Genomic DNA, 20815 nt, shown 5'->3' with positions numbered 1-20815 from the left:
ACAAACTGACAGGTCTGCGAATAGCCGCAGATCCAGACACGGACCGTGCGGTCTGCTGATATTTCCGCACCTTGTCGGGCGTACTCGCCGAACAATAGGCTGACAGGCGGGGAGACATTCATGGCCACGAGAGGGTAACCATGGCCGAGCCTGCGCAGCAGCCACGGGCAGCGCGCACCGGAGCGGGCCGACCGAAGGTGCTGACATCGTATGATCCGCGCACCGGGGAGGTCGTGGGCGATTACGCCATCATGGGCGCCGGTGAGCTGACCCGCGCCGTCCGCGCGGCCCGCACCACGCAACAGTGGTGGGCGGCACTGGGATTCGCCGGGCGCAAACGCTGGCTGCTGGACTGGAAGCGCGCCATCGCACGCGGCACCCGCGATCTCGTCGAACTCATCAGCACTGAGACCGGCAAACCGCGCATGGACGCCGCCGTCGAAGTGACGCTGGCCGTGGAGCATCTGGATTGGGTTGCGCGCCATGCCGAGAAGACGCTGGGCCGCTCCACCCGCAGCACGGCCCGGTTCCCCCGCGATCGGTCCGGCTCGATCGGGCGACTGCCGCTCGGCGTGATCGGCGTGCTGGGGCCCTGGCAGAATCCCGTTCTCGCACCGATGAATTCGATCGCCTCCGCCATGGCCGCGGGCAATACCGTGGTGTTCAAGCCGAGCGAGCTGACCCCCGGCGTCGGAGCCTGGCTGGTCGACACCTGGAACCGCCTGTCCCCGAATCAGCCTGTGCTGCAGGTGGTTACCGGTGACAGCTCCACCGCCGCCGCCCTCTGCCGGGCGCGGGTGGACAAGATCGCCTACGCCGGGTCCGTCGCCGGCGCCCGCGAGGTCACCGCGCTGTGCGCGCAGACCGGCACTCCCCTGGTGATCGAGCAGGGCGGCCGCGGCGCCATGATCGTCCAGGTCGACGCCCGTCTCGATACCGCCGCGGCCGCAGCGGTATACGGCGCCATGGCCAATGCCGGGCAGCATCCGGCGGGTGTGCACTGCGTGTACGTGGCGGACTCGGTGTACGAGCCGTTCCTGGAAATGGTGGCCTATCACGCCCGCAAGCTGCGGCCCGCCGCGGACAAGCGCGCCTCCTACGGGCCGATGGTGGTCGAGGCCCATCTGGATGTGGTGCGCCGCCAGGTTCGCGACGCACTCACCCGCGGTGGTCGCGCGGTGGTGGGCAGCCTGGAGTCCATTCGCGAGCCCTATATCGAACCGGTGGTGCTCACCGAGGTCCCGGAGATCAGCCTCGCCATTACCGGCGACGCGGTGGGCCCGGTGCTGATCGTCAATCGGGTCGCATCCATGGACGAGGCGGTGGAACGTGTCAACGCCCCTGAAAGAGTGCTCCCCGTAGCCGTTTTCACCCGCGATGTCCGCAGCGTCCCCGAATTCGCCGACCACCTGCGCACCGAACTGGTCACGGTCAATGCCACCCCGGTCTACGGCATCCACGGCCCCGGCCGCATCCGCAACCCGCAGTCCCTGCTCGAATTCGCCCGCGCCCAATCGATCATCGACAAACGCCACCGAGAACCCGTGGGGCTGAGCACCTTCGACAACCATCCCCAGCGCCTCCGCCTGGCAAGAGCGATTTTCCGCCTCCGCCACAAGGTCTGAGCTGTGTTTGATTTGCCCTCCGCTTCGCTCCGGGCGGGGTCGTGGCCCTGTTACCCGGTTCTTCCCTCCCTGCGCTCGCCGCTGCGCGGCATTGCTCCGCTCAGTCCAGAACCGGGCGGGCCACGACCTTGTGGTGCAGGTCTGGACAGGTCTTCTTGGGGGGTAGCGCTATTCGGCGTCGGGGGTGGGGGCCGAGCCGAGTAGGACGGCGCTCATCAGGGCTCGGACGCGGGCCAGGTTCTGGGGCCTGGTGTCGAAGCGGAGGCGGCGGCCTACGTCGATGACCTGGCCGATGGCGGCGTGGACGCGGAAGCGGGCTTCGATTTGGTCGCCTTCGAGGAGGTTGGCCCATTCCAGGACGTTCTGGCGCTGGATGGAGCGGAGTCGATGTTGTTCGGAGGCGGGCAGATTGGAGAATTCGGCGAAGTAGACCGGGAGGATCTCCGGCATGGCGAAGGTCATGCGGGCGAAGCGTTCGGCAATGCGCACGGCGGCGTCGGCGCGGCTGGTGGCCTCCGAGAGTGCCTCGGCATTGGCGATGGCCACGCGTTCGCCGGTGCGGTGGAAGGCGGCGGCGAGCAGATCGGATTTGCTGCTGAAGTAGCGGTAGACGCTGGAGGCGTTGATGCCCGCGGCGGCGCCGATCTCCTCGATGCTGGCCTCGTGATACCCCTGCCGCCCGAAGATCCGGATGGCCTCGGTGAGCAGCTGTTCGCGCTTGGAGATGACGGGCAGGCCGCGCACGATCGGGTCGCCGGTGGCGGGTGCGGGCGCGGGCGGCAGCTCGGCGCGCAGGATGTCCCAGCAGATGTCGTTGAGCAGGCTGACCAGGCGCGCATTGGACAGCGCGGTGCGATGCCCGGTCACGCTGCCGATGGCGCTGAGCACCGCCGCGGCGCGCAGACTGTTGTCGGCCGGATCGGCGTCGGGGTACAGCTCGGCGATGGGCGCGGTGAAGGTGTCGTGCAGATCGGCGTAGATGACCCGGATGCGCGCGCGATCGGCGCTCTCCAGATATCGCCGCTCCCAGCGGTACAGTCCGCCCTCGCGCCGGCAGTCGATGGTGTGCTCGGCAATGCCGCGGATCAGTGCGGTGAGTCGCGGTTCCGGTTCCAGCTCCGGATGGTCGGCGGCGTGGGCGGCATCGACCAATTGCTGCGCGCCCATCTCGGCGGCGGCGACCAGCATGGCGTACTTATTGCTGAAGTGCCGGTACAGCGCGGGCCCGGAAATGCCGACCTCGGCGGCGATCTCGTCCACGCCGACCGGGTGATACCCCCGCTCAGCGAAGGCCCGCGCGGCGACGCCGACGATCTGGGCCTTGCGATTCTTGGGTCGGCGCCGGGGTCCCGGTTCGCCGGAAGGTCGCGCGGAAGCGAGTCCCACCTCGCTGCGATCGGCGACCATGCACTTTCTCCTTTTCCACGGCACCGGCTGTTGACAGTGCCGGACGAATCCACCTAAGTTAACCACAATTCGCACAGCCGAACACATCACCGGGAGCATTCATGAGCAACACCGCGACAACCCCGGGCTACACCGCCGTACTCGACGGCCGGGTACTGCGTATCACCATCACCAATCCCAAGCGCAAGAACGCCATCGACTACGACACCATGCTGGGGCTCGGCGAGACGGTGCTTTCGGCATACGACAATCCCGCGGTGCGGGTGATCGTGCTCACCGGCGAGGGCGGCGACTTCTGTACCGGCGCCGATCTGTCGGCCAGTCCCGGTGAGGCGGCACGCGGAATCACGCCCGAGGACACCATGGTCGCGGCCAATCGGATGATCAAGGCGATCGTGGACGCGCCGATCCCGGTCATCGCCCGGGTGCGGGGCGCGGCCGCCGGTGTCGGGGTCGCCTTCGCCCTGGCCGCCGACCTGATCTACGCCTCCGAGGACGCCTATCTGCTGCTGGCCTTCATCAATATCGGTCTCATGCCGGACGGCGGTGCGGCGGCCATGGTCGCGGCGGCCGCCGGTCGCCCGCTGGCCGCCGAGATGGCATTGCTGGGCGATCGCCTGCCGTGCGCCGAGGCGCAGCGCCGCGGCCTGATCACCGGCGTGTACTCCGATACGGATCTCGACGCGAAGGTCGAGGCCGCCGCCACCAAGCTGGCACACGGCCCGCGCCGCGCCCTCGAACTCACCAAGCGCGCGCTGAACGCCGCGGCACTGCCGGCCCTCGACGACGCACTGACTGCAGAGGGGATCGGTCAGCCTGAGTTGTTGCGCGGGGCCGATTTCGCCGAGGGTGCGACGGCCATGCTGCAGAAGCGCAAGGCCGTTTTCGCGGAGTAGATCCAGGCCGAAAGCATGCCGGGATGACGAGGGGTCGGCCGGGATGACAGGGCTTTACGGCAGCGCCGCTATCTCCCGGCGACGGTCAGTTCCCGGCGACGGTCAGATAGATGAGTGCGACATTCAAGGCCGTGATGATCGCGGCCACCAGCCAGGCCAGCAGGGTGGTGATCCGCCCGTTCACGTCGTCACCCATGAGCGTGCGGTCGGTGGTGAAGCGCACCAGGGGAATCAGCGCGAACGGAATGCCGAACGACAGCACCACCTGCGAAATGATCAGCGCCCGAGTCGGATCCACGCCGAGGCCGAGCACCACCAGCGCGGGAATCAGGGTCACCACGCGGCGCACGAGCAGCGGAATGCGGTGGTGCAGCAATCCCTGCATGATCATGGCCCCCGCGTAGGCGCCGACCGAGGTGGAGGCCAGGCCGGAGGCGAGCAGTCCGATGGCGAGCAGCAGTCCGGCCGCCGGGCCGAGCGTGTCCTGCACCGCGGCGTGCGCGGATTCGAGGGAATCCACGTCCTGCCGTCCGCGCAGCGTTGAGGCGGCCATGAGCAGCATGGCCAGATTCACCGCGCCCGCGAGCAGCATGGCCAGCCCGACGTCGTAGCGGGTGATGCGCAGCAGCCGGGCGCGGGCCGCACCGGCCTCGGGCTGGCCGTGCCGATCCCGGGCCAGTCCGGAGTGCAGGTACACCGCGTGCGGCATGACGGTCGCGCCGATCATGGCGGCGGCGAGCAGCACGCTCTCGGTGCCGTCGAAGCGCGGCACCAGCCCGCCGATGGTCGAGGAGACCGAGGGCGGTGAAATCACCACGGAGGCAATGAATCCGATGGCGATAATGCCGAGCATGCCCAGGATGATGCGTTCGAACGGCTGCTGCCCGCGCCGATTCTGCACCAGCAGCAGGCCCAGCGATACCACGCCGGTGATCACGCCGCCGAGCAGCAGCGGCAGCCGGAACAGCAGGTTGAGTGCGATGGCGCCGCCGACCACCTCCGCGAGATCCGTTGCGATGGCAACGGTTTCGGCCTGCCCCCAATAGGCCAGCCGGACACCGCGACTGGCTCGCTCCCGCACCACCTCCGGCAGTGACATACCGGTCACCAGGCCGAGTTTGGCCGAGAGGAATTGCACCAGCCCGGCCATGGCATTGGCCATCACGATGACCCACACCAGCAGGTATCCGAACTGTGCGCCACCGCTGATATTCGAGGCCACATTGCCCGGATCGACATAGGCGATGGCGGCGACGAAAGCTGGTCCGAGCAAGACCGTGGCTGATCTCGCTCGCTGGAATTTGGAGCGCGTATCCGCCAGGCTGGTACTCACAACATTAGATTACGGCTAACCGAACTTTTTGTTTAGACCTACCTTCAAGAAAGTGATCAGCCTGATAGCAGCGCCCGCGAAAACGCCGAACGCCCCGGCGGATTCACCGGGGCGTTCAGGTCGTGCAGGGTTCGGAGCTACTGCCCCGGCAGGCCGGGAATCAGATCCCGAGACCCCTGGCCAGCACCGGCCAGGAGTTGAGGAACTCGTCGTTCCAGTACCCCCAGGAGTGCGTGCCGGTCGCGCGGAAGTTGTAGGTGGCCGGAATGCCGAGCGAGTCCAGCTTGGCCGCCAGATTGTGGCTGCAGTAGTTGGTGCCGGCCTCGATGGCCCCGCCGATGATCATCTGATTGGCCAGACCGTACTGACCGGGCAGCGCGTACGGCCCGTCGAGGCTGTCGTACTGGCCGGGCAGCCCGCTGCCGGAGGAGATGTAAAGCGCAGTGCCGCGCAGCTTCTCGGCATTGACGACCGGATCGTTGGCCGCCCATTCCGGCGAATCCATCGGGCCGTGCATATTGGTGAGCTTGCCGCCGCCCCAGGTCTCGACGGTGAGGCGCATGAATTCCTGGCCGACCGGATCGGACATCTGCGCGCAACCGCTGTACGCGGCGGCGGCCTTGAACAGGCCCGGGCGCATTTCCGGCAGCTGCAGCACGGTGGTGCCCGAGGTGGAGATACCGGCCACGGCGTTCACGCCGTTGGTGCCCAGGGCCGCATCGATCAGCGGGGGCAGCTCATCGGTGAAGAAGGTCTGCCACTTGTTGACGCCGAGCGTCGGATCGGTGGTGTCCCAGTCCTGGTAGTAGCTCCACTTGCCGCCGATGGGTTGCACGACATTGACGTTCTTGTCGGCGAGGAAGCCGTTGACGATATTCGTCTTCTTGACCCAGGAGGCGTCGTCCTGACCGCCGCCGGCGCCATTGAGGAGGTAGAGCGTCGGCTGCGGCACGGTGGCGTCGGCCGGGCGCTGCACATCGACCGGGTAGGTCGCGTCCATGGCCGTGGAGTGCACGTACAGCCGAATGTTCCGGCCGTCCTTCATCTCCGCCTTGGTGATCTTCGACCCGTCCGGGGCGACCGGATCGGCGAGCAGCTTCTTGCTGTCGATGATCGGGTCGGCGCTCGCGGTGGGACCGCCGACACCGGCGACCATGCCGGTGAGAACTGCTGTGACGGCGAGGAAGGCAGCGGCTCGTGCACCGCGCCGGCGACCCGCAAGCCCGTTCCGGACATGTCGACGAATCAATGTTCACACCTTCGCTGTGGTTCGTTAGTGCCGGTCTACGGCCTGTGCAATCGACGCGGTAGCGGCGATATTACGGAGTGGTCTCGCGACCGTGCTCGGCGAGCCCGCCCAGGGCCTGCACCCAGCCTTCGACGAGTCGCTTGATCTGCTCCAGGTCGAGTACCGCGCCCGCGAAGTCGAAGCGGGCCACGAGACCGTCCTGGGTGGTGTCCACCGTGACGTCCAGATAGAGGTCGTCGGCGACCGGCTCCGGATACACCCGGGCGGGTCGCAGATCACGGTAGCGGAAACCGATGCGACCCACCGGAAGTCCGGCGATTGCGGCCGCTGTGTCGGGGTTCAGATGCTGCAGCAGGCCGAAGCCGACACCCTGTGCGGGCACGTCCCGGCAGCGGTCGCGGATCTGCTCGAGCACGGATCCGGCGGCGGGCCCGCCGCGCCGCACCTCGTCGTAGTCCACGCCGTACACCCGCAGCGCGAAGGGGTAGGGCGTGCTGAACGCGCCCACGGTGCGATGTCCGGCGGGATCGCCCGGCACCCGCCCGTCGGCGACCAGCTGCACCACCGAACCCAGTGCCCGCCGGACCGATTCGCCGCTGTCGTCGAGCAGGGTGACGGCGAGCGCGCCGAGCAGCACCTCTTCGATGGTGGCGTCGTAGCGGCGGGCCACGGCATCGACGGCCGCCGCGCCCTCGCCGGTGATGGAGACCGAGACCCGGCCGCGGGCGATCGGTTCCTCGCTCGTGCCGAACACCTCGGCCGGATCCCGGCCCTCGGTGGCCGAGGTCAGAGAGGCGCGCCACCACTCCAATTCGGTGACCGTCGGGGCGGCGACGGCCCGGTCGGCGAGCACCTGTGCGATGCCGACCGGATGCGCGTCCGCGCTGGGCGGCGTGGCATGGCCGCCGGACCAGGAGGCGGTGAGGTCCTCGATGATGGTGCGCCACGAGGTGTCGTCCACCACCAGGCCGTTGGCGACCGCGACCAGGACGGCCGCGGGGCAGTCGATCGGATCGAGGGTCGGATCGGCCTGTGCTCCGGCCATGAGCACGAAGCGAATATTGCGACCCTTCTCCGGATCCAGCTCCGCCGCGGCGGCATGGATGACCGCTTCGATCGGATCGCCCACCGCCTCGACAGAGGGATCGAGCTGCCAGACCTGGGCATCACTCGAATTCGCCTGTGCCGGAATATCCATGACGGCCGCATCGCCGTCCCGGCGCAGTCGCGACCACAGTGCCGGGTGCCGGTCCAGCAGGGTGCGCACCGAGCGCCGCACCCGGGAGCCGGAGACATCAGCGGCGATATCGAGCGTGATGGCCCGAACCCAGAGCCCGGACGGCTCGACCTCGAGCAGGCTCACCGCTCCCGCGGGCAGTGGAGAAACCTTGCCCACCGCGGTGAGTCGCGGACCCATGATCGGCGGCGCGGCCGCAGCGGCCGCAACCTGCGCGGGGGCGTCCGGCACTTCCGCGCCGGAGATCTCCTGCGCTTCCAGATCGATGGCGTCCGGGGATTCTCCTCCGTCAGCCCGCTGCGATCCCCCGGCCGAGACCTGCGGAGCTTCCTCGGCGGAGGCCTCCGAACCAGCGCCCGAGGCAGAGTCTCCGAGTTCCCTTGCGGCCGAGACTTCTTCGGCGGCGGACGAGCCCGGGGCCGAGGCGGCGATCTCGCCGGTGTCGAAGCCGGAGAAGAGCTTGTCGACGAAGGCTTCCGCGTCGGCGGCCGGGAATTCCTCGGCGGCAACGTAATCCGAGGCAGCGCTGTAGCCGGAGGTGATATCGCTGTCCGCAGCCGGGGGTGTTCCGTCGTCCGCGCGCAGTTTCACGCCTGCCGGCGGTGCGTCGAATGTGATGATCGGCAGCACCTGGGTGGTGGCCCAGTCGGCGTCCTCCGTCACCTCTTTCGCGGCTTCTTCGCCTGTGACAGGCGCGCTTTCGCGATCCAGCAGTGCGGCGAGCTGCGGCCCGATGACGGCGTACGCCTCCGCCGTGGTCAGCAGCTGGTGCGTGATCGGCACGACGTGATCGGTAATGGATCCGGTGACGAATCCCCGCCAGTCGTCGGGCGAGTGCGGGTGATCGTCGCCGCGCCCCTGCTCGGCGGAGAACAGGTCCATCTGCCCGTCGAAGACCTTCGGCCGATACTGCGAGCCGAGTTCGACGGTGTGCACCGCACCCCGGTAGATCCGGCGCAGCCGTTCGACGGTGAGCACCGCGAGGTCCGTGGGGATGGCCGCGTGCAGTGCGGCCAGCGCCTCATCGCTCAGATCGCTCATATCCCCGTCGGGGAAGGCTTCCTCGCCGACGCCGAGCGCCGCGAACTCATCCCGCACCGCGGCGGTGAAGTCCGCGAATTCGGCATCGGGGTAGGCGTCGAGATTGGCGAGTACGTCGACCCGCTCCCCCTCGGCCTGCAGTTCCGTGGCAATGGCGTGGGCCAGAATGCCGCCGAGGGAGTAGCCGAGCAGCCGGTACGGGCCCTCCGGCTGCACCTCGCGCATGGCGCTGACATACCGCCGCGCCACCTCTTCGAGGGTGGCGGGCAGATAGTCGGCCTCGGTGAGCGCCGGGGACTGCAGGCCGTACACCGGCTGATCGGCGGGCAGGAAGCCCACCAAACCGGCATAGCACCAGGACATTCCGACCATGGGCGGCGCGCAGAACAATGGCGTTCGAGCGCCGGTGGCACGAATCGGCAGCACCACGGCCATCGCGCCGTCGGCGGCCGAATCGTAGTCGTGGCTGTTCTCCAGCGCCGCGGCAATACGGGCGGCGAGCCCGGTGACGGTCGGATCGGCGAAGAACCACGCGACCATGACCTGTGCGCCGGACAGCTTGCGCAGCTTGCTCACGATCTGGGTGGCCAGCAGCGAATTACCGCCGAGCGCGAAGAAATCGTCGTCGACGCTGACCCGCTCCACGTCGAGCACCTCGGCGAAGGCGGCCGCGATGGTCTCCTCCAGCGAGGTGGACGGCGCCCGGTATTCACGTTGCCGCAGTACGGGTTCCGGCAGCGCCTTGCGGTCGAGCTTGCCGACCGGGGTGAGCGGAATCTCGTCGAGCACCACAATCGCGGTGGGCACCATATGCGGCGGCAGGCTCAGCGCGGCGTACGCCTGCAAATGCTCCGGTTCGAGGGCGTTGCCGAGCACATACGACACCAGAACCGTTGCCCCGGTGGCATTCTTGCGCCCGACCGTGATGGCGAAGTCGACATCCGGATGCCCGCCGAGCACCGCGTCGATCTCGCCGAGTTCGATGCGGAAGCCGCGAATCTTCACCTGGAAGTCCGAGCGCCCGACGTAGTCGAGTTCCCACTTCGTATCCGGCAGTGCGGTATTGCCGCCCCGGTCCGCCGGATCGGCGTACCAGCGCACCACATCGCCGGTGCGGTACATGCGCGATCCCGGTGCACCCCAGGGGTTTGCGACGAACCGCTCGGCCGAAAGCCCCGCCCGATTGCGGTAACCGCGCGCGAGCGCGCCACCGGCGAGGTACAACTCCCCCGCCACACCCGGCGGCACCGGGTTCAGGCGGCCGTCCAGCACCAGCGCCGACATACCGTGCACCGGTGTGCCGATGGTGATGTGGCGGCCCGGCGTGAGCTGCGCGTAGGTGGAGATGATCGTGGTCTCGGTCGGACCGTAGGCATTGTGGTAGACCCGGCCCGGCGCCTTCCAACGGGTGACCAGCTCGGGCGAGGTCACGTCGCCGCCGATCGACAGCATGACCAGCTGCGGCTGTTCGGCCGGGTCGAGGGTGCTCAGCACCGCCGGGGTGAGCAGCGCGTGCGTCACGTTCTCACTGCGCATGAGCTCACCGAGCTCGGCGCCGCCCAGGATCTCCTTGGGCACGATCACCAGGGTCGCGCCGATGTAGAAGGCGCATACCCACTCCAGCACCGACGGGTCGAAGCTGGGTGAGCAGTTGTGCAGCATCCGGTGCCCGGGGTCGAGCTCGTACCGGGCCACCGCGTAGTCGGCGAGTCCGCCCACACCGGCGTGCGTGACGGTGACGCCCTTGGGCATACCGGTGGATCCCGAGGTGTAGATGACGTACGCCGGATGCTGCATGCGCAGTGGCGCAAGGCGATCCGCGTCGGTGACGGGCGCGGCCGAGCGGGCGACACACTGCTGATCGGTCGCCGGATCGTCCAGGCACAGCCATTCGAGCGTCTCGGGCAGACCGTCCAGATGCGCCTTGCCGGTGATGCCGATAATGGCGCCGGAGTCGATCACCATGTGCCGCACCCGATCCGCCGGATAGGTCGGATCGATCGGTACGTGCGCACCACCCGCCTTGGCAACGGCGAGCACGGCCGCGACCGTCTCGAACGAACGCGGGAAGGCCACGGCGACAAGCTTTTCCGGTCCGACACCGCGATCGATGAGCACCCGCGCCAGCTGCGACGAATAATCGTCCAGCTCGCCGTAGGTGATGGAGTGCCCGCGGTAGCGCACCGCGATCCGGTCCCGGCCCAGGCGCAGACCGGCGGTCAGCAGATCGGGCAGCAGCCCGGTCGCCATGACCTCATCGCCGTGCACATGGGTGAGCAGCTGATATTCCTCGTCGCCGAGCAGCGCGAGATCGCCGACGGGCGTCTCGGGGCTGCCGGCGATGGCGGCGAGCAGCCGCTGGAAGCGGTCGGCGAAGACCCCGATGGTGGCGTAGTCGAACAGGTCGTGCGCGAAGGTGAATGCCGCCTGTAGTCCCGCCGCCTCGCTGCTGCTCATGGTCAGCGACAGATCGACCTGCGAGGTCTCGACCTCGGATTCCAGTGCGGCTATGCGCAGTTCGGGCAGGTCGACATCATTGTCCGGCAGGTTCTGGAAGGCCAGCATGACCTGGTACAGCGGATTGCGGGCGGTGGAGCGCTCCGGATTGAGCAGATCCACCAGCCGCTCGAACGGCACCTCGGCGTGCGCGAAGGCGCGCAGATCGGCGTCCTTGGTGCGGGCCAGCAGCTCCTCGAAACGCAGCTCGCCGGGCACCTGGGTGCGCAGGACCAGCGTGTTCACGAACATGCCGATGACATCGTCCAGCTCGGCCGCGCCACGACCCGCGACGGGTGTGCCGATGGCGATGTCATCGGTCCCGGACAGCCGGGCCAGGAAGACGGCCAGCGCGGTGTGCACGACCATGAACAGCGTGGCGTGCTGCTCCCGCGCGATCCGCTGCAGACCCTCGTGTGTCGCGTCGTCGATCGCGAATTGCACACTGCCACCGCGGAAGGACTGCACCGGCGGGCGCGGCCGATCGGCGGGCAGGTTCAATTCGTCGGGCAGCCCGGCCAGTTCGGTCCGCCAGTAGGCGGTCTGCCGCGAGATCAGGCTGTCCGGATCGTCCTCGGACCCGAGCAGTTCACGCTGCCACAGCGCGTAGTCGGCGTACTGCACCGGCAGCGGTGCCCAGGCCGGCGCGGTGTGTGCCGACCGGGCCATATAGGCCATGACCAGATCGCGGGCCAGCGGGCCCATCGACCAGCCGTCCGAGCTGATGTGATGCGTGACCAGCACCAGCACATGCTCGATCGTCTCGGCGACGTCCAGGCGGAAGAGCTTGACCCGCAACGGAATATCGCGCGTCACCTCGAACCCGGCGGTGAGCAGTGCGCCCACCCGCTCGGCCACCGTATCGACGCCGATCACCTCGAGTGCGAGCTGCGGCACCGCCTGGTCGGCAGGCAGCACCACCTGCTGTGCCGCACCGCCGGTCTCGGGGTAGATGGTCCGCAGCGTCTCGTGCCGCCGCACCAGATCCGCGACGGCCTGCTGCAGCGCCTCGGTATCCAGCGCACCGGTGAGCCGCAGCGCGATCGGCAGGTTGTAGGCCGAGGAGGTGGGATCGAACTGGTTCAGGAACCACATGCGCTGCTGCGCGAGGGACAGCGGCACCTGCTCGGGACGCGGTCCGGCCACCAGCCTGGGTCGCGGCGCGGCGGCCTCGGAACCCGAAATCCGCTGTGCGAGTGCGGCGACCGACGGCGCCTCGAACAGGTCCCGTACGCCGAGACCGGTATCGAGCGCGGCGTTCACGCGGGCGATGACCCGGGTGGCGACCAGTGAATTGCCGCCGAGCGCGAAGAAATCGTCGTCCAGACCGACCTGTTCGAGCCCCAGCACCTGGGCGTACACCTCGGCCACGGTCTGCTCGGCCTCCGTGACGGGAGCCCGGAACTCGTGCGCGGCCGCGAAATCCGGCGCGGGCAGCGCCCGGCGATCCAGCTTGCCGGAGGGATTGACCGGGAACTCGTCCAGCACCACGAATGCGGCGGGCACCATGTATCCCGGAAGTCGTTCCGCGAGTGCGGCTTTCAGATCCGAGGCATCGACCGTGCGCCCGGCGACGGGCACCACGTAGCCGACGAGCTGATCACCCAGCCGCTCGTCACCGCGCAGCACCACCACCGCCCGTGCGACGGAATCCTGCGCCGTGAGCGCCGCTTCGATCTCACCGAGCTCGATCCGCAGACCGCGCAGCTTCACCTGGAAGTCGGTGCGGCCCAGGTACACCAGCTGACCGCGATCGGTCCACCGCACCAGATCACCGGTGCGGTACATCCGCGCGCCACGCTCACCGAACGGATCGGCCACGAACCGGTCCGCGGTCAGGTCGGCGCGACCGTAGTATCCGCGCGCCAGCTGCGCACCGGCCAGATACAGCTCACCCGCCATACCCGGCGCGACCGGATGCAGCCGCGCGTCGAGCACGTACGTCTGCGCGTTCCACACCGGCGCGCCGATCGGCACCGCACCCGAAACCTGTTCGCCGACAGCGGCGTAGGTGGCGTGCACGGTGAATTCGGTGGGGCCGTAGAGATTGTGCAGTTCCGCGCCGGAGATCCGGCGGAAGGCGGCGACCGCATCGCCGGTGAAGGCCTCACCCGCGACCAGCAGCGCGCGCAGCGAGGTGAGCGCCGCCGGGTCGGCGCTGTCGGTGAACGCGCTCAGCATGGACGGCACGAACGAGGTCATGGTGACGCGCTCGGCGGCGATCACCTCGGCCAGATAGGCGGGATCGCGGTGCCCGTCGGGCGTGGCGATCACCAGGCGGGCGCCGACGGCGAGCGGACCGAACAGCTCCCACACCGAGACGTCGAAGGTGGCCGGGGTCTTGAGCAGCACCACATCATCCGCGGCGATCGCGTATTCGCCGGTGATCCAGCTGATCTGATTGACGGCGGCGGCGTGCGAGACCGCCACGCCCTTGGGCCGTCCGGTCGAGCCGGAGGTGAAGATGACGTACGCGGTATTCGCACCGTGCAGCGGCGCGAGGCGTTCGGCATCCCGGATCGGCGCGTCGGAGTAGCCCGACAGGTCGATCCCATCGATGACCGCGATCGGGCCGTCGTAGGCGAAATCATCACCGCGCGTGGTGAGTACGCATGCGGGCCGCGCCGTCTCGAGCACGTGCTCGAGACGATCGGCGGGCTGATCCAGATCCAGCGGCACATAGGCGCCACCGGCCTCCAGGACGGCGTAGACGGCGACCACCAGATCCACCGAACGCCGAATGCCCAGCGCCACCAGCGATTCCGGCCCCACACCCGCGGCGATCAGATGCCGCGCCAGGCGATGCACCCGCGAGGCCAGCTCGTCGTAGGACACCTCCCTGCCCTGATAACGCAGCGCCGCGGCATCCGGGGTCAGCACGGCACGCGCCTCGAACTTCGAGAACAACTGTCCCGCAGGCAGTTCCAGCGCCGTATCGTTCCAGTCGGTGAGCACCTTCCGGCGCTCGTCGAAGCCGAGCACGTCGATATCGCCGACCACCCGGTTCGCATCGGCCGTGACCGCGACCAGGATCCGCCGGAAGCGGTCGGCGAAATGCTGCACCGTCGCCTCGTCGAAAAGATCGGTGGCATAGGTGAACAGCCCGGTCATGCCCTGCGGCGTGCCCTCGTCATCGGCGCGCTCACCAACGGTCAGCTGCAGGTCGAACTTGGCCAGCGGCACATCCAGTTCCACCGCCGAGACCGAGACGCCGGGCAGTTCCAGCTCCGAGGTGGCCAGGTTCTGGAAGGTCAGCATGGTCTGGAACAGCGGATGCCGGGCCTGCGAGCGGGCCGGGTCCAGCACCTCCACCAGGCGCTCGAACGGCACATCGGCGTGACCGAAGGCGGCGATATCGCTGTCGCGCACCGTATTCAGCAGTTCCCCGAAGGAGTCGGCCGGATCGATCTCCGCGCGCAGCACCAGCGTATTGACGAACATGCCGATGAGATCGTCGAGCGCGGCATCACCGCGCCCGGCGACCGGTGCGCCGATGGCGATGTCACCGGTGCCCGACAGCCGCGCCAGCAGGGCCGCGAAGGCCGCGTGCACCACCATGAACAGGGTGGCGTTGTGCTCCTGCGCCACCCTGTGCAATCCGGCGTGCACGAGCGCGTCGATCTCGAACACCAGCGTGGCGCCGCGCCCGGAGGCCACGGCGGGGCGCGGGCGGTCGCCCGGCAGTTCCAGCTGGTCCGGCAGGCCCGCCAGCGCGGTGCGCCAGTGGTCCAGCTGCCGGGTCAGCAGTGAGTCGGGATCGCTTTCCTCGCCGAGGATTTCGCGCTGCCACAGCGCGTAGTCGGCGTACTGCACCGGCAGCGGCGTCCACTCCGGTTCCCGGCTCTGCAGCCGGCTCAGGTACGCGGTCATGAGATCGCGGGTGAGCGGTCCGGCGGAGAAGCCGTCACCGGCGATGTGGTGGACCACGCACACCAGCACGTGATCATCGGCGGCCAGCCGCAGCAGGCGCAGGCGCAGCGGCGGCGCGGTGGTCACGTCGAAGCCCGCGATGGCGGCCTCGGCCACGGCGGCAACCAGATTCGCCTCGGTGGCATCCACCATGGGCAGCGAGGGCATGGCCTCGGGATCGTCGCCGGACAGCACCACCTGGTGCCCGACACCGTCGTGCTCCGGATAGATGGTGCGCAGCACCTCGTGCCGCTCCACCAGATCGCGCACGGCGGCACGCAGTGCGGGCACGTCGAGCGGCCCGGTGATGCGCAGCGCGGTGGGCAGGTTGTAGGTCGCCGAACCGGTATCGAAGCGGTTCAGGAACCACATGCGCTGCTGGGCGTAGGACAGCGGAATCCGTTCCGGCCGCTGCATGGCGCGCAGCGGTGCGATGAGCGCGCCGACATGCTCGCCGAGTGTTCCGGCGAGTTCCGCCACGGTCGGCGAATCGAACAGGGCCCGCACCGGCACCCGGGCGCCGATGGCGGCGCCCAGCCGGGCCACCACCTGGGTGGCGCTGAGCGAATTGCCACCGAGCTCGAAGAAGTCGTCGTCCGCACCGACCCGCTGCGCGCCGAGCACGGAGGCGAACACCTCGGCGACGGTCTGTTCGGCGGTGGTGGACGGGGCGCGATAGGCCCGCGCCTGGAACTCGGGAATCGGGAGCGCTTTACGGTCCAGCTTGCCGCTGGCATTGAGCGGCATGGCCGCGAGCCGGACCACGGTGGCGGGCACCATGTACGACGGCAGCGCCGCGCGGGCGTGCGCCAGCAGGGCGGTATCACCCACTCGCGCACCGGATTCGAGCACCACATAGGCCACGAGTCGATCGCCCGTGGCGGCCCGCACCAGCGACACCGCGGCACGATGCACCGCACTGTGGCTCAGCAACACCGTCTCGATCTCGCCGAGCTCGACACGCTGACCGCGCAGCTTCACCTGGAAGTCACTGCGGCCCAGATACTCCAGCGCATAACCCTCGACGTCCGGATCGGCCACCCAGCGCACCACATCACCGGTGCGGTACAACCGCTGCCCGCCGGCGTGCGCGACAAAGCGTTCCGCCGTCAGCGCGGGCGCACCGAGGTAACCGCGCGCCAACTGCACACCGGCCACATACAACTCGCCCGCCGCCCCGAACGGCACCGGCTGCAACTGCCGATCCAGCACGTGCACACGGGTATTGGCGACCGGGCTGCCGATCGGCACCGCGACGCCCGCCGACCGGTCCGCGGGATGCGCGGTGACCACGGTCGCCTCGGCCGGGCCGTACCAGTTGACCAGCGCCGTATCCGGCAGCGCCGCACCGGACTTCGCGGCGGTCTCGGCGGACAGCGCCTCACCGGCGGCGAACACCCAGCGCAGCTGCGCCGAGGCGGGCACCGCCGAGGTCGCCGCGCCGTCGAGGTACGCCTCGAGCATGGACGGCACGAAATGCACCGAGGTGACGCCGTAGTCGGCGATCATGCGCGCGATGTAGGCCGGATCGCGATGCCCGTCCGGCTCCGCGACGACCACCGCCGCACCGGTCTGCAACGGCCAGAACAACTCCCACGTGGAGATATCGAACGTGATCGGCGTCTTGTGCAACACCACATCCCCCGCACCGTGCGGGTAGGTGCGCTGGGCCCAGCGGAACTGATTGGCCATCTGCCGATGCGTGATCACCACGCCCTTGGGACGACCGGTCGACCCGGAGGTGTACATGACGTATGCCGCATGATCCGGCCGTACCGCGGCCGCACCGACGAACTCGATATCGTCGGCGCCCGCCACGGCTTCGATGAAGAAAAGCGGTACACCCGAAGCGGTTTCGAACGAATCGTCGCCGCGGGTCAGCACGCATACCGGGGCGGCGCTGGCCAGCACGTACTCATTGCGCTCGGCCGGATGATCGGGGTCGACCGGCACGTACGCACCGCCGGCTCGCAGCACGGCATACAGAGCGACAACGAGGTCGATGCTGCGCCGCATGGCGACCGCGACCCGCGTCTCCGGTCCGACGCCGCGCAGCGTGAGTTCCTGCGCCAGCCGCCGCGACCGCGCGTCGAGTTCGGCATAGGTCAGCGTGGTGTCACCGAACATCACCGCGAGCGCATCGGGCGTACGCGCCGCCTGGGCGTCGAACAGTGTCAGCAGCGTCGAATCATCGAGCAGCTCATCCACTTCGGTGGCATTGACGGTATCGAGCGCCTCGCGCTCGCTGTCCAGGAGCGCGTCCACATCGGCGACCCGCGCCCGCGGATCGGCGCCGAATCGGCCCAGCAGCAGTGCGAGTCGCTCCGCCAGCGCTTCCGCCGCGGTGTTGTCGAACAGATCGCGCAGGTACTTGAGAGTGACCCGCAGCGTCTTGCCCGGCGTCACCATGACGGTCACCGGATAGTGCGTGCCATTGGCCGCCGAGGTGCCGAGCAGGCCCACTCCCTCGATGGGCGCGGCCGCCTCGTCCAGCGCCGCATCGTCCACCGGGAAGGAGGCGAACACCACCAGCGAATCGAAAATCCCGTCTATGCCGGTGATTTCCTGAATCTCGCCGAGGCCGAGGTAGTGATGGTCCAGCAGTGCCGCCTGCTCGTCCTGCAACTGCCGCAGCACATCGGCGAGGGTGTCGGCGGCATCGAGCCGCACCCGCACCGGAATGGCATTGAGGAACAGGCCGACCATGGTCTCGATACCGGCCAGCTGGGGCGGGCGGCCGGAGACGGTCGCACCGAAGACCACATCGTCACGATCGGTGCTGCGCCCGATGAGCAGACCCCAGGCCGCCTGCACGATGGTATTCACCGTGACACCGGTCTCGGCGGCGACCGCGCTCAGCGCGGCGGTCTGGGCGGCGGACAGCTCGAAGCCCAATTCGCCGATGCCCGCGGAGATTTCGCGCGATCGGTCGACCGGCGCCAGCGGCGACGGCTCGGTGAATCCGGCGAGCGCCTCCCGCCAGGCCGCCCGCGCGGCGTCCCGATCCTGTGCGACCAGCCAGGCCAGATAGTCCCGGTAGGACCGCACCGGCGGCAGCAGCGCCGGATCCCCGCCGAGCGCGTAGAACGCCAGCATGTCCTGCATGAGCAGCGGCAGCGACCAGCCGTCGAGCAGAATGTGGTGGCTGGTGACGAACAGCTGATACCGCTCCGGCGCGGTGCGCACCAGGGTGAACCGCAGCAGCGGAGCGGACCGCATATCGAAGTGGCCGCTCATCTCGGCGGCCATCAGCCAGTCGGTGCGCGCGGGGGCCGCGCCCGGCTCGCGATCGCCGAGATCCATATAGCGCCAGGGCACTTCGAGATCGTCGACGACCACCTGCAGCGGGTTGCCCGCGGAATCCTCCGCGAAGGCGACACGCAGATTCACATGCCGGTCCAGCATGGCCTGCGCAGCGGCGCGCAGTCGCGGAATATCGAGTTCACCGCCGAGCTCGACGGTGAACTGCACCATGTACGCATCGACCGAGGATTCGGCCAGCAGCGCGTGGAAGAGCATGCCCGACTGCAGCGGCGTGAGCGGCCAGACATCCGACATGGCCGGGTAGATCTCTTGCAGCCGTTCGCGATCCGCATCACTGATCTGCACCAGCGGACCGGTGGACAGCTCCAGCTCGCCCGACCCCGGCGCCACCGATTCGGCGATCTCCGCCAGGCCCGCCACGGTGCGCGCGGCGAAGACGTCCTTGGCCTTGAACGCCACACCCTGTGCCCGCGCGCGGGACACGATCTGAATGGAGGTGATGCTGTCGACGCCGAGGGCGAAGAAGTCATCGTCCAGCCCGACCTGCTCGACCCGCAGCACCTCGGCGAAGATCTCCGAGATCACTTGCTGCACAGGAGTTTCCGGTGCCCGGTAGGCCGTGACGGCCAATTCCGGCGCGGGCAGTGCGGCGCGGTCCAGCTTGCCGACGGGCGTCAGCGGGATCTCGTCGAGCACCGTGATCCCGGCGGGCACCATATGCGGCGGCAGCGCGGTCTCGGCCAGCGCGGTCAGCGCGGCCACATCCACGGTGGCGCCCGGTGCGGCGTGCACATAGGACACGAGAACCGTTGCGCGGTCCTGCACCTGGTGCCCGACGGTCACCGCGAAATCGACGGACTCGTGCCCGGCGAGCACGGCGTCGATCTCCCCGAGCTCGATCCGGAGCCCGCGAATCTTCACCTGGAAGTCATTGCGCCCCAGGTATTCCAGTTCACCGGCAGCCGTCCAGCGCACCAGGTCGCCGGTGCGGTACAGCCGGGAACCGCTGTCGTCGAACGGGTTCGCCACGAACCTGGTCGCGGTGAGCCCGGGCCGCCGATGGTAACCGCGCGCCAGCAGCACACCGGCCACGTACAGCTCGCCCGCCACGCCCGGCGCGACCGGCCGCAGCCGCTCGTCCAGCACGTACTCGACGGCACTGCGAATGGGCGTGCCGATGGTCACCGGGCGGTCCGGCGACAATTCGGCGCTATTGGTCCAGATGGTGGTCTCGGTGGGTCCGTAACCATTGAGCAGCGAGCGCTCACCGTCGGCGATCGGGGTCACCCAGCGCCGCACCACCTCGGGCGGGCAGGCCTCGCCGACCGCCACCACGACCCGCAGTTCGTCCAGTCCGTTCGGGTCCAGGGAGGCCAGCACCGACGGGGTGATCACCGCATGGCTGACCGACTCCCGGGCCAGCAGCGCACCCAGATCCTCGCCGCCGTAGACCTCGGGCATGGCCACCACCAGGGTGGCCGCCGAACCGAGCGCGATGAGCTGCTCGTAGATCGAGGCGTCGAACGACGGGGACGCCACCTGCAGCACCCGGGATTCGGGCGTGACCCGGAACCGCTCGCGCAGCTCCTCGGTCACACCGGACAGACCTGTATGCGAGACGACCACGCCCTTGGGCAGACCGGTCGACCCCGAGGTGTAGATCGTGTACGCGGGATGTTCGGCCCGCAGCGGCTGCACCCGGTCGGCATTGGTGACCGGTTCGGCCGGATAGCTCTGCAACTGCTCGCCGAGTTCGGCGGTGTCCAGTTCCAGCCAGGTCACCGCGTCCGGCAGCTCCGCGCCCCGGCCGCCGACGGTCAGACCCAGCACCGCCTGCGAATCGGTGACCATGTGCAGCACGCGATCGGCCGGATAATTCGGATCGACCGGGACGAATCCGGCGCCCGCCTTGGCGACCGCCCAGATGGCGAGCACCGATTCGACCGAGCGCGGGATGGCGAGGGCCACCAGGTCCTCGGGCCCCACCCCGCGGTCGATCAGCAGCCGGGCCAGCCGGGTCGAGCGCTCATCGAGCTCGGCATAGCTGAGCTGGTCATAGGCCTGCACGGCATCGGCCAGGACGAGGGCGACCCCGGCCGGGTTGGCCTCGACCGCGGCCGAGAGCAGCTGTGGCAGCGTGGGGACGCGGGGACGTCTGGTTCGGGTGGGCCGTACACGAGCTGTACGGGTCATGCGCGCACCGCCCGAATCGCGCTGTGCCGCTGGCCGACCACCCGAATCATGAAGATGTCCCTCATCCTGTCCGTTGTTGCTCGTGCCGCCGGTACACCCCCCGAGATGAATCGAGTGTGCGCGGGGTGTGTTACTCGGCCAGCCGGGGACAGCCGGTAATCACCG

5 protein-coding genes and 1 pseudogene are annotated in these 20815 nt (G+C 68.9%); 2 read left to right on the top strand and 4 right to left on the bottom strand.

Annotation, left to right across the window (positions count from 1 at the left end):
* Positions 1-197 precede the first annotated feature (197 nt).
* On the top strand, positions 198-1625 hold the full coding sequence (locus OG326_RS06290) for an aldehyde dehydrogenase family protein (RefSeq protein WP_327143659.1): 1428 nt from the start codon (positions 198-200) through the stop codon (positions 1623-1625).
* A gap of 168 nt (positions 1626-1793) precedes the next feature.
* Here the strand turns inward: OG326_RS06290 and OG326_RS06285 are convergent, their stop codons facing one another.
* On the bottom strand, positions 1794-3032 hold the full coding sequence (locus OG326_RS06285; protein ID WP_327143658.1) for a TetR/AcrR family transcriptional regulator: 1239 nt from the start codon (positions 3030-3032) through the stop codon (positions 1794-1796).
* 101 nt (positions 3033-3133) lie between these two features.
* Here OG326_RS06285 and OG326_RS06280 point away from each other — a divergent pair, with 101 nt between their 5' ends.
* Positions 3134-3928 carry an enoyl-CoA hydratase-related protein gene (locus OG326_RS06280; protein WP_327143657.1) on the top strand — a complete coding sequence of 265 codons (795 nt, stop codon included), beginning with the start codon at positions 3134-3136 and terminating at the stop codon, positions 3926-3928.
* Positions 3929-4013: 85 nt separating this feature from the next.
* Here the strand turns inward: OG326_RS06280 and OG326_RS06275 are convergent, their stop codons facing one another.
* The 3 genes and pseudogenes from OG326_RS06275 to OG326_RS06265 form a co-directional block, all read right to left on the bottom strand.
* The gene (locus tag OG326_RS06275) at positions 4014-5261 is read right to left on the bottom strand and encodes an Nramp family divalent metal transporter (protein ID WP_327143656.1); all 1248 of its coding nucleotides are present in this window, start codon (positions 5259-5261) and stop codon (positions 4014-4016) included.
* 160 nt (positions 5262-5421) lie between these two features.
* On the bottom strand, positions 5422-6417 hold the full coding sequence (locus tag OG326_RS06270; protein ID WP_327146396.1) for an alpha/beta hydrolase: 996 nt from the start codon (positions 6415-6417) through the stop codon (positions 5422-5424).
* Between the two features lie 163 nt (positions 6418-6580).
* Positions 6581-20650: pseudogene (locus tag OG326_RS06265) on the bottom strand (non-ribosomal peptide synthetase); the annotation flags it as partial.
* Positions 20651-20815 lie beyond the last annotated feature (165 nt).

Source organism: Nocardia sp. NBC_01327 (genome assembly GCF_035958815.1).
In the GTDB taxonomy this organism is placed as follows: Bacteria; Actinomycetota; Actinomycetes; order Mycobacteriales; family Mycobacteriaceae; genus Nocardia.
The sequence above is the reverse complement of the archived record's forward strand: the minus strand, read 5'-3'. Positions and strand labels throughout refer to the sequence as shown.

Bases quoted from the DNA above. Each gene is read 5' to 3' on its own strand.
- OG326_RS06285 (WP_327143658.1), bottom strand. From the start codon at position 3,032: ATGGTCGCCGATCGCAGCGAGGTGGGACTCGCTTCCGCGCGACCTTCC.
- OG326_RS06280 (WP_327143657.1), top strand. From the start codon at position 3,134: ATGAGCAACACCGCGACAACCCCGGGCTACACCGCCGTACTCGACGGC.
- OG326_RS06270 (WP_327146396.1), bottom strand. From the start codon at position 6,417: ATGGTCGCCGGTGTCGGCGGTCCCACCGCGAGCGCCGACCCGATCATC.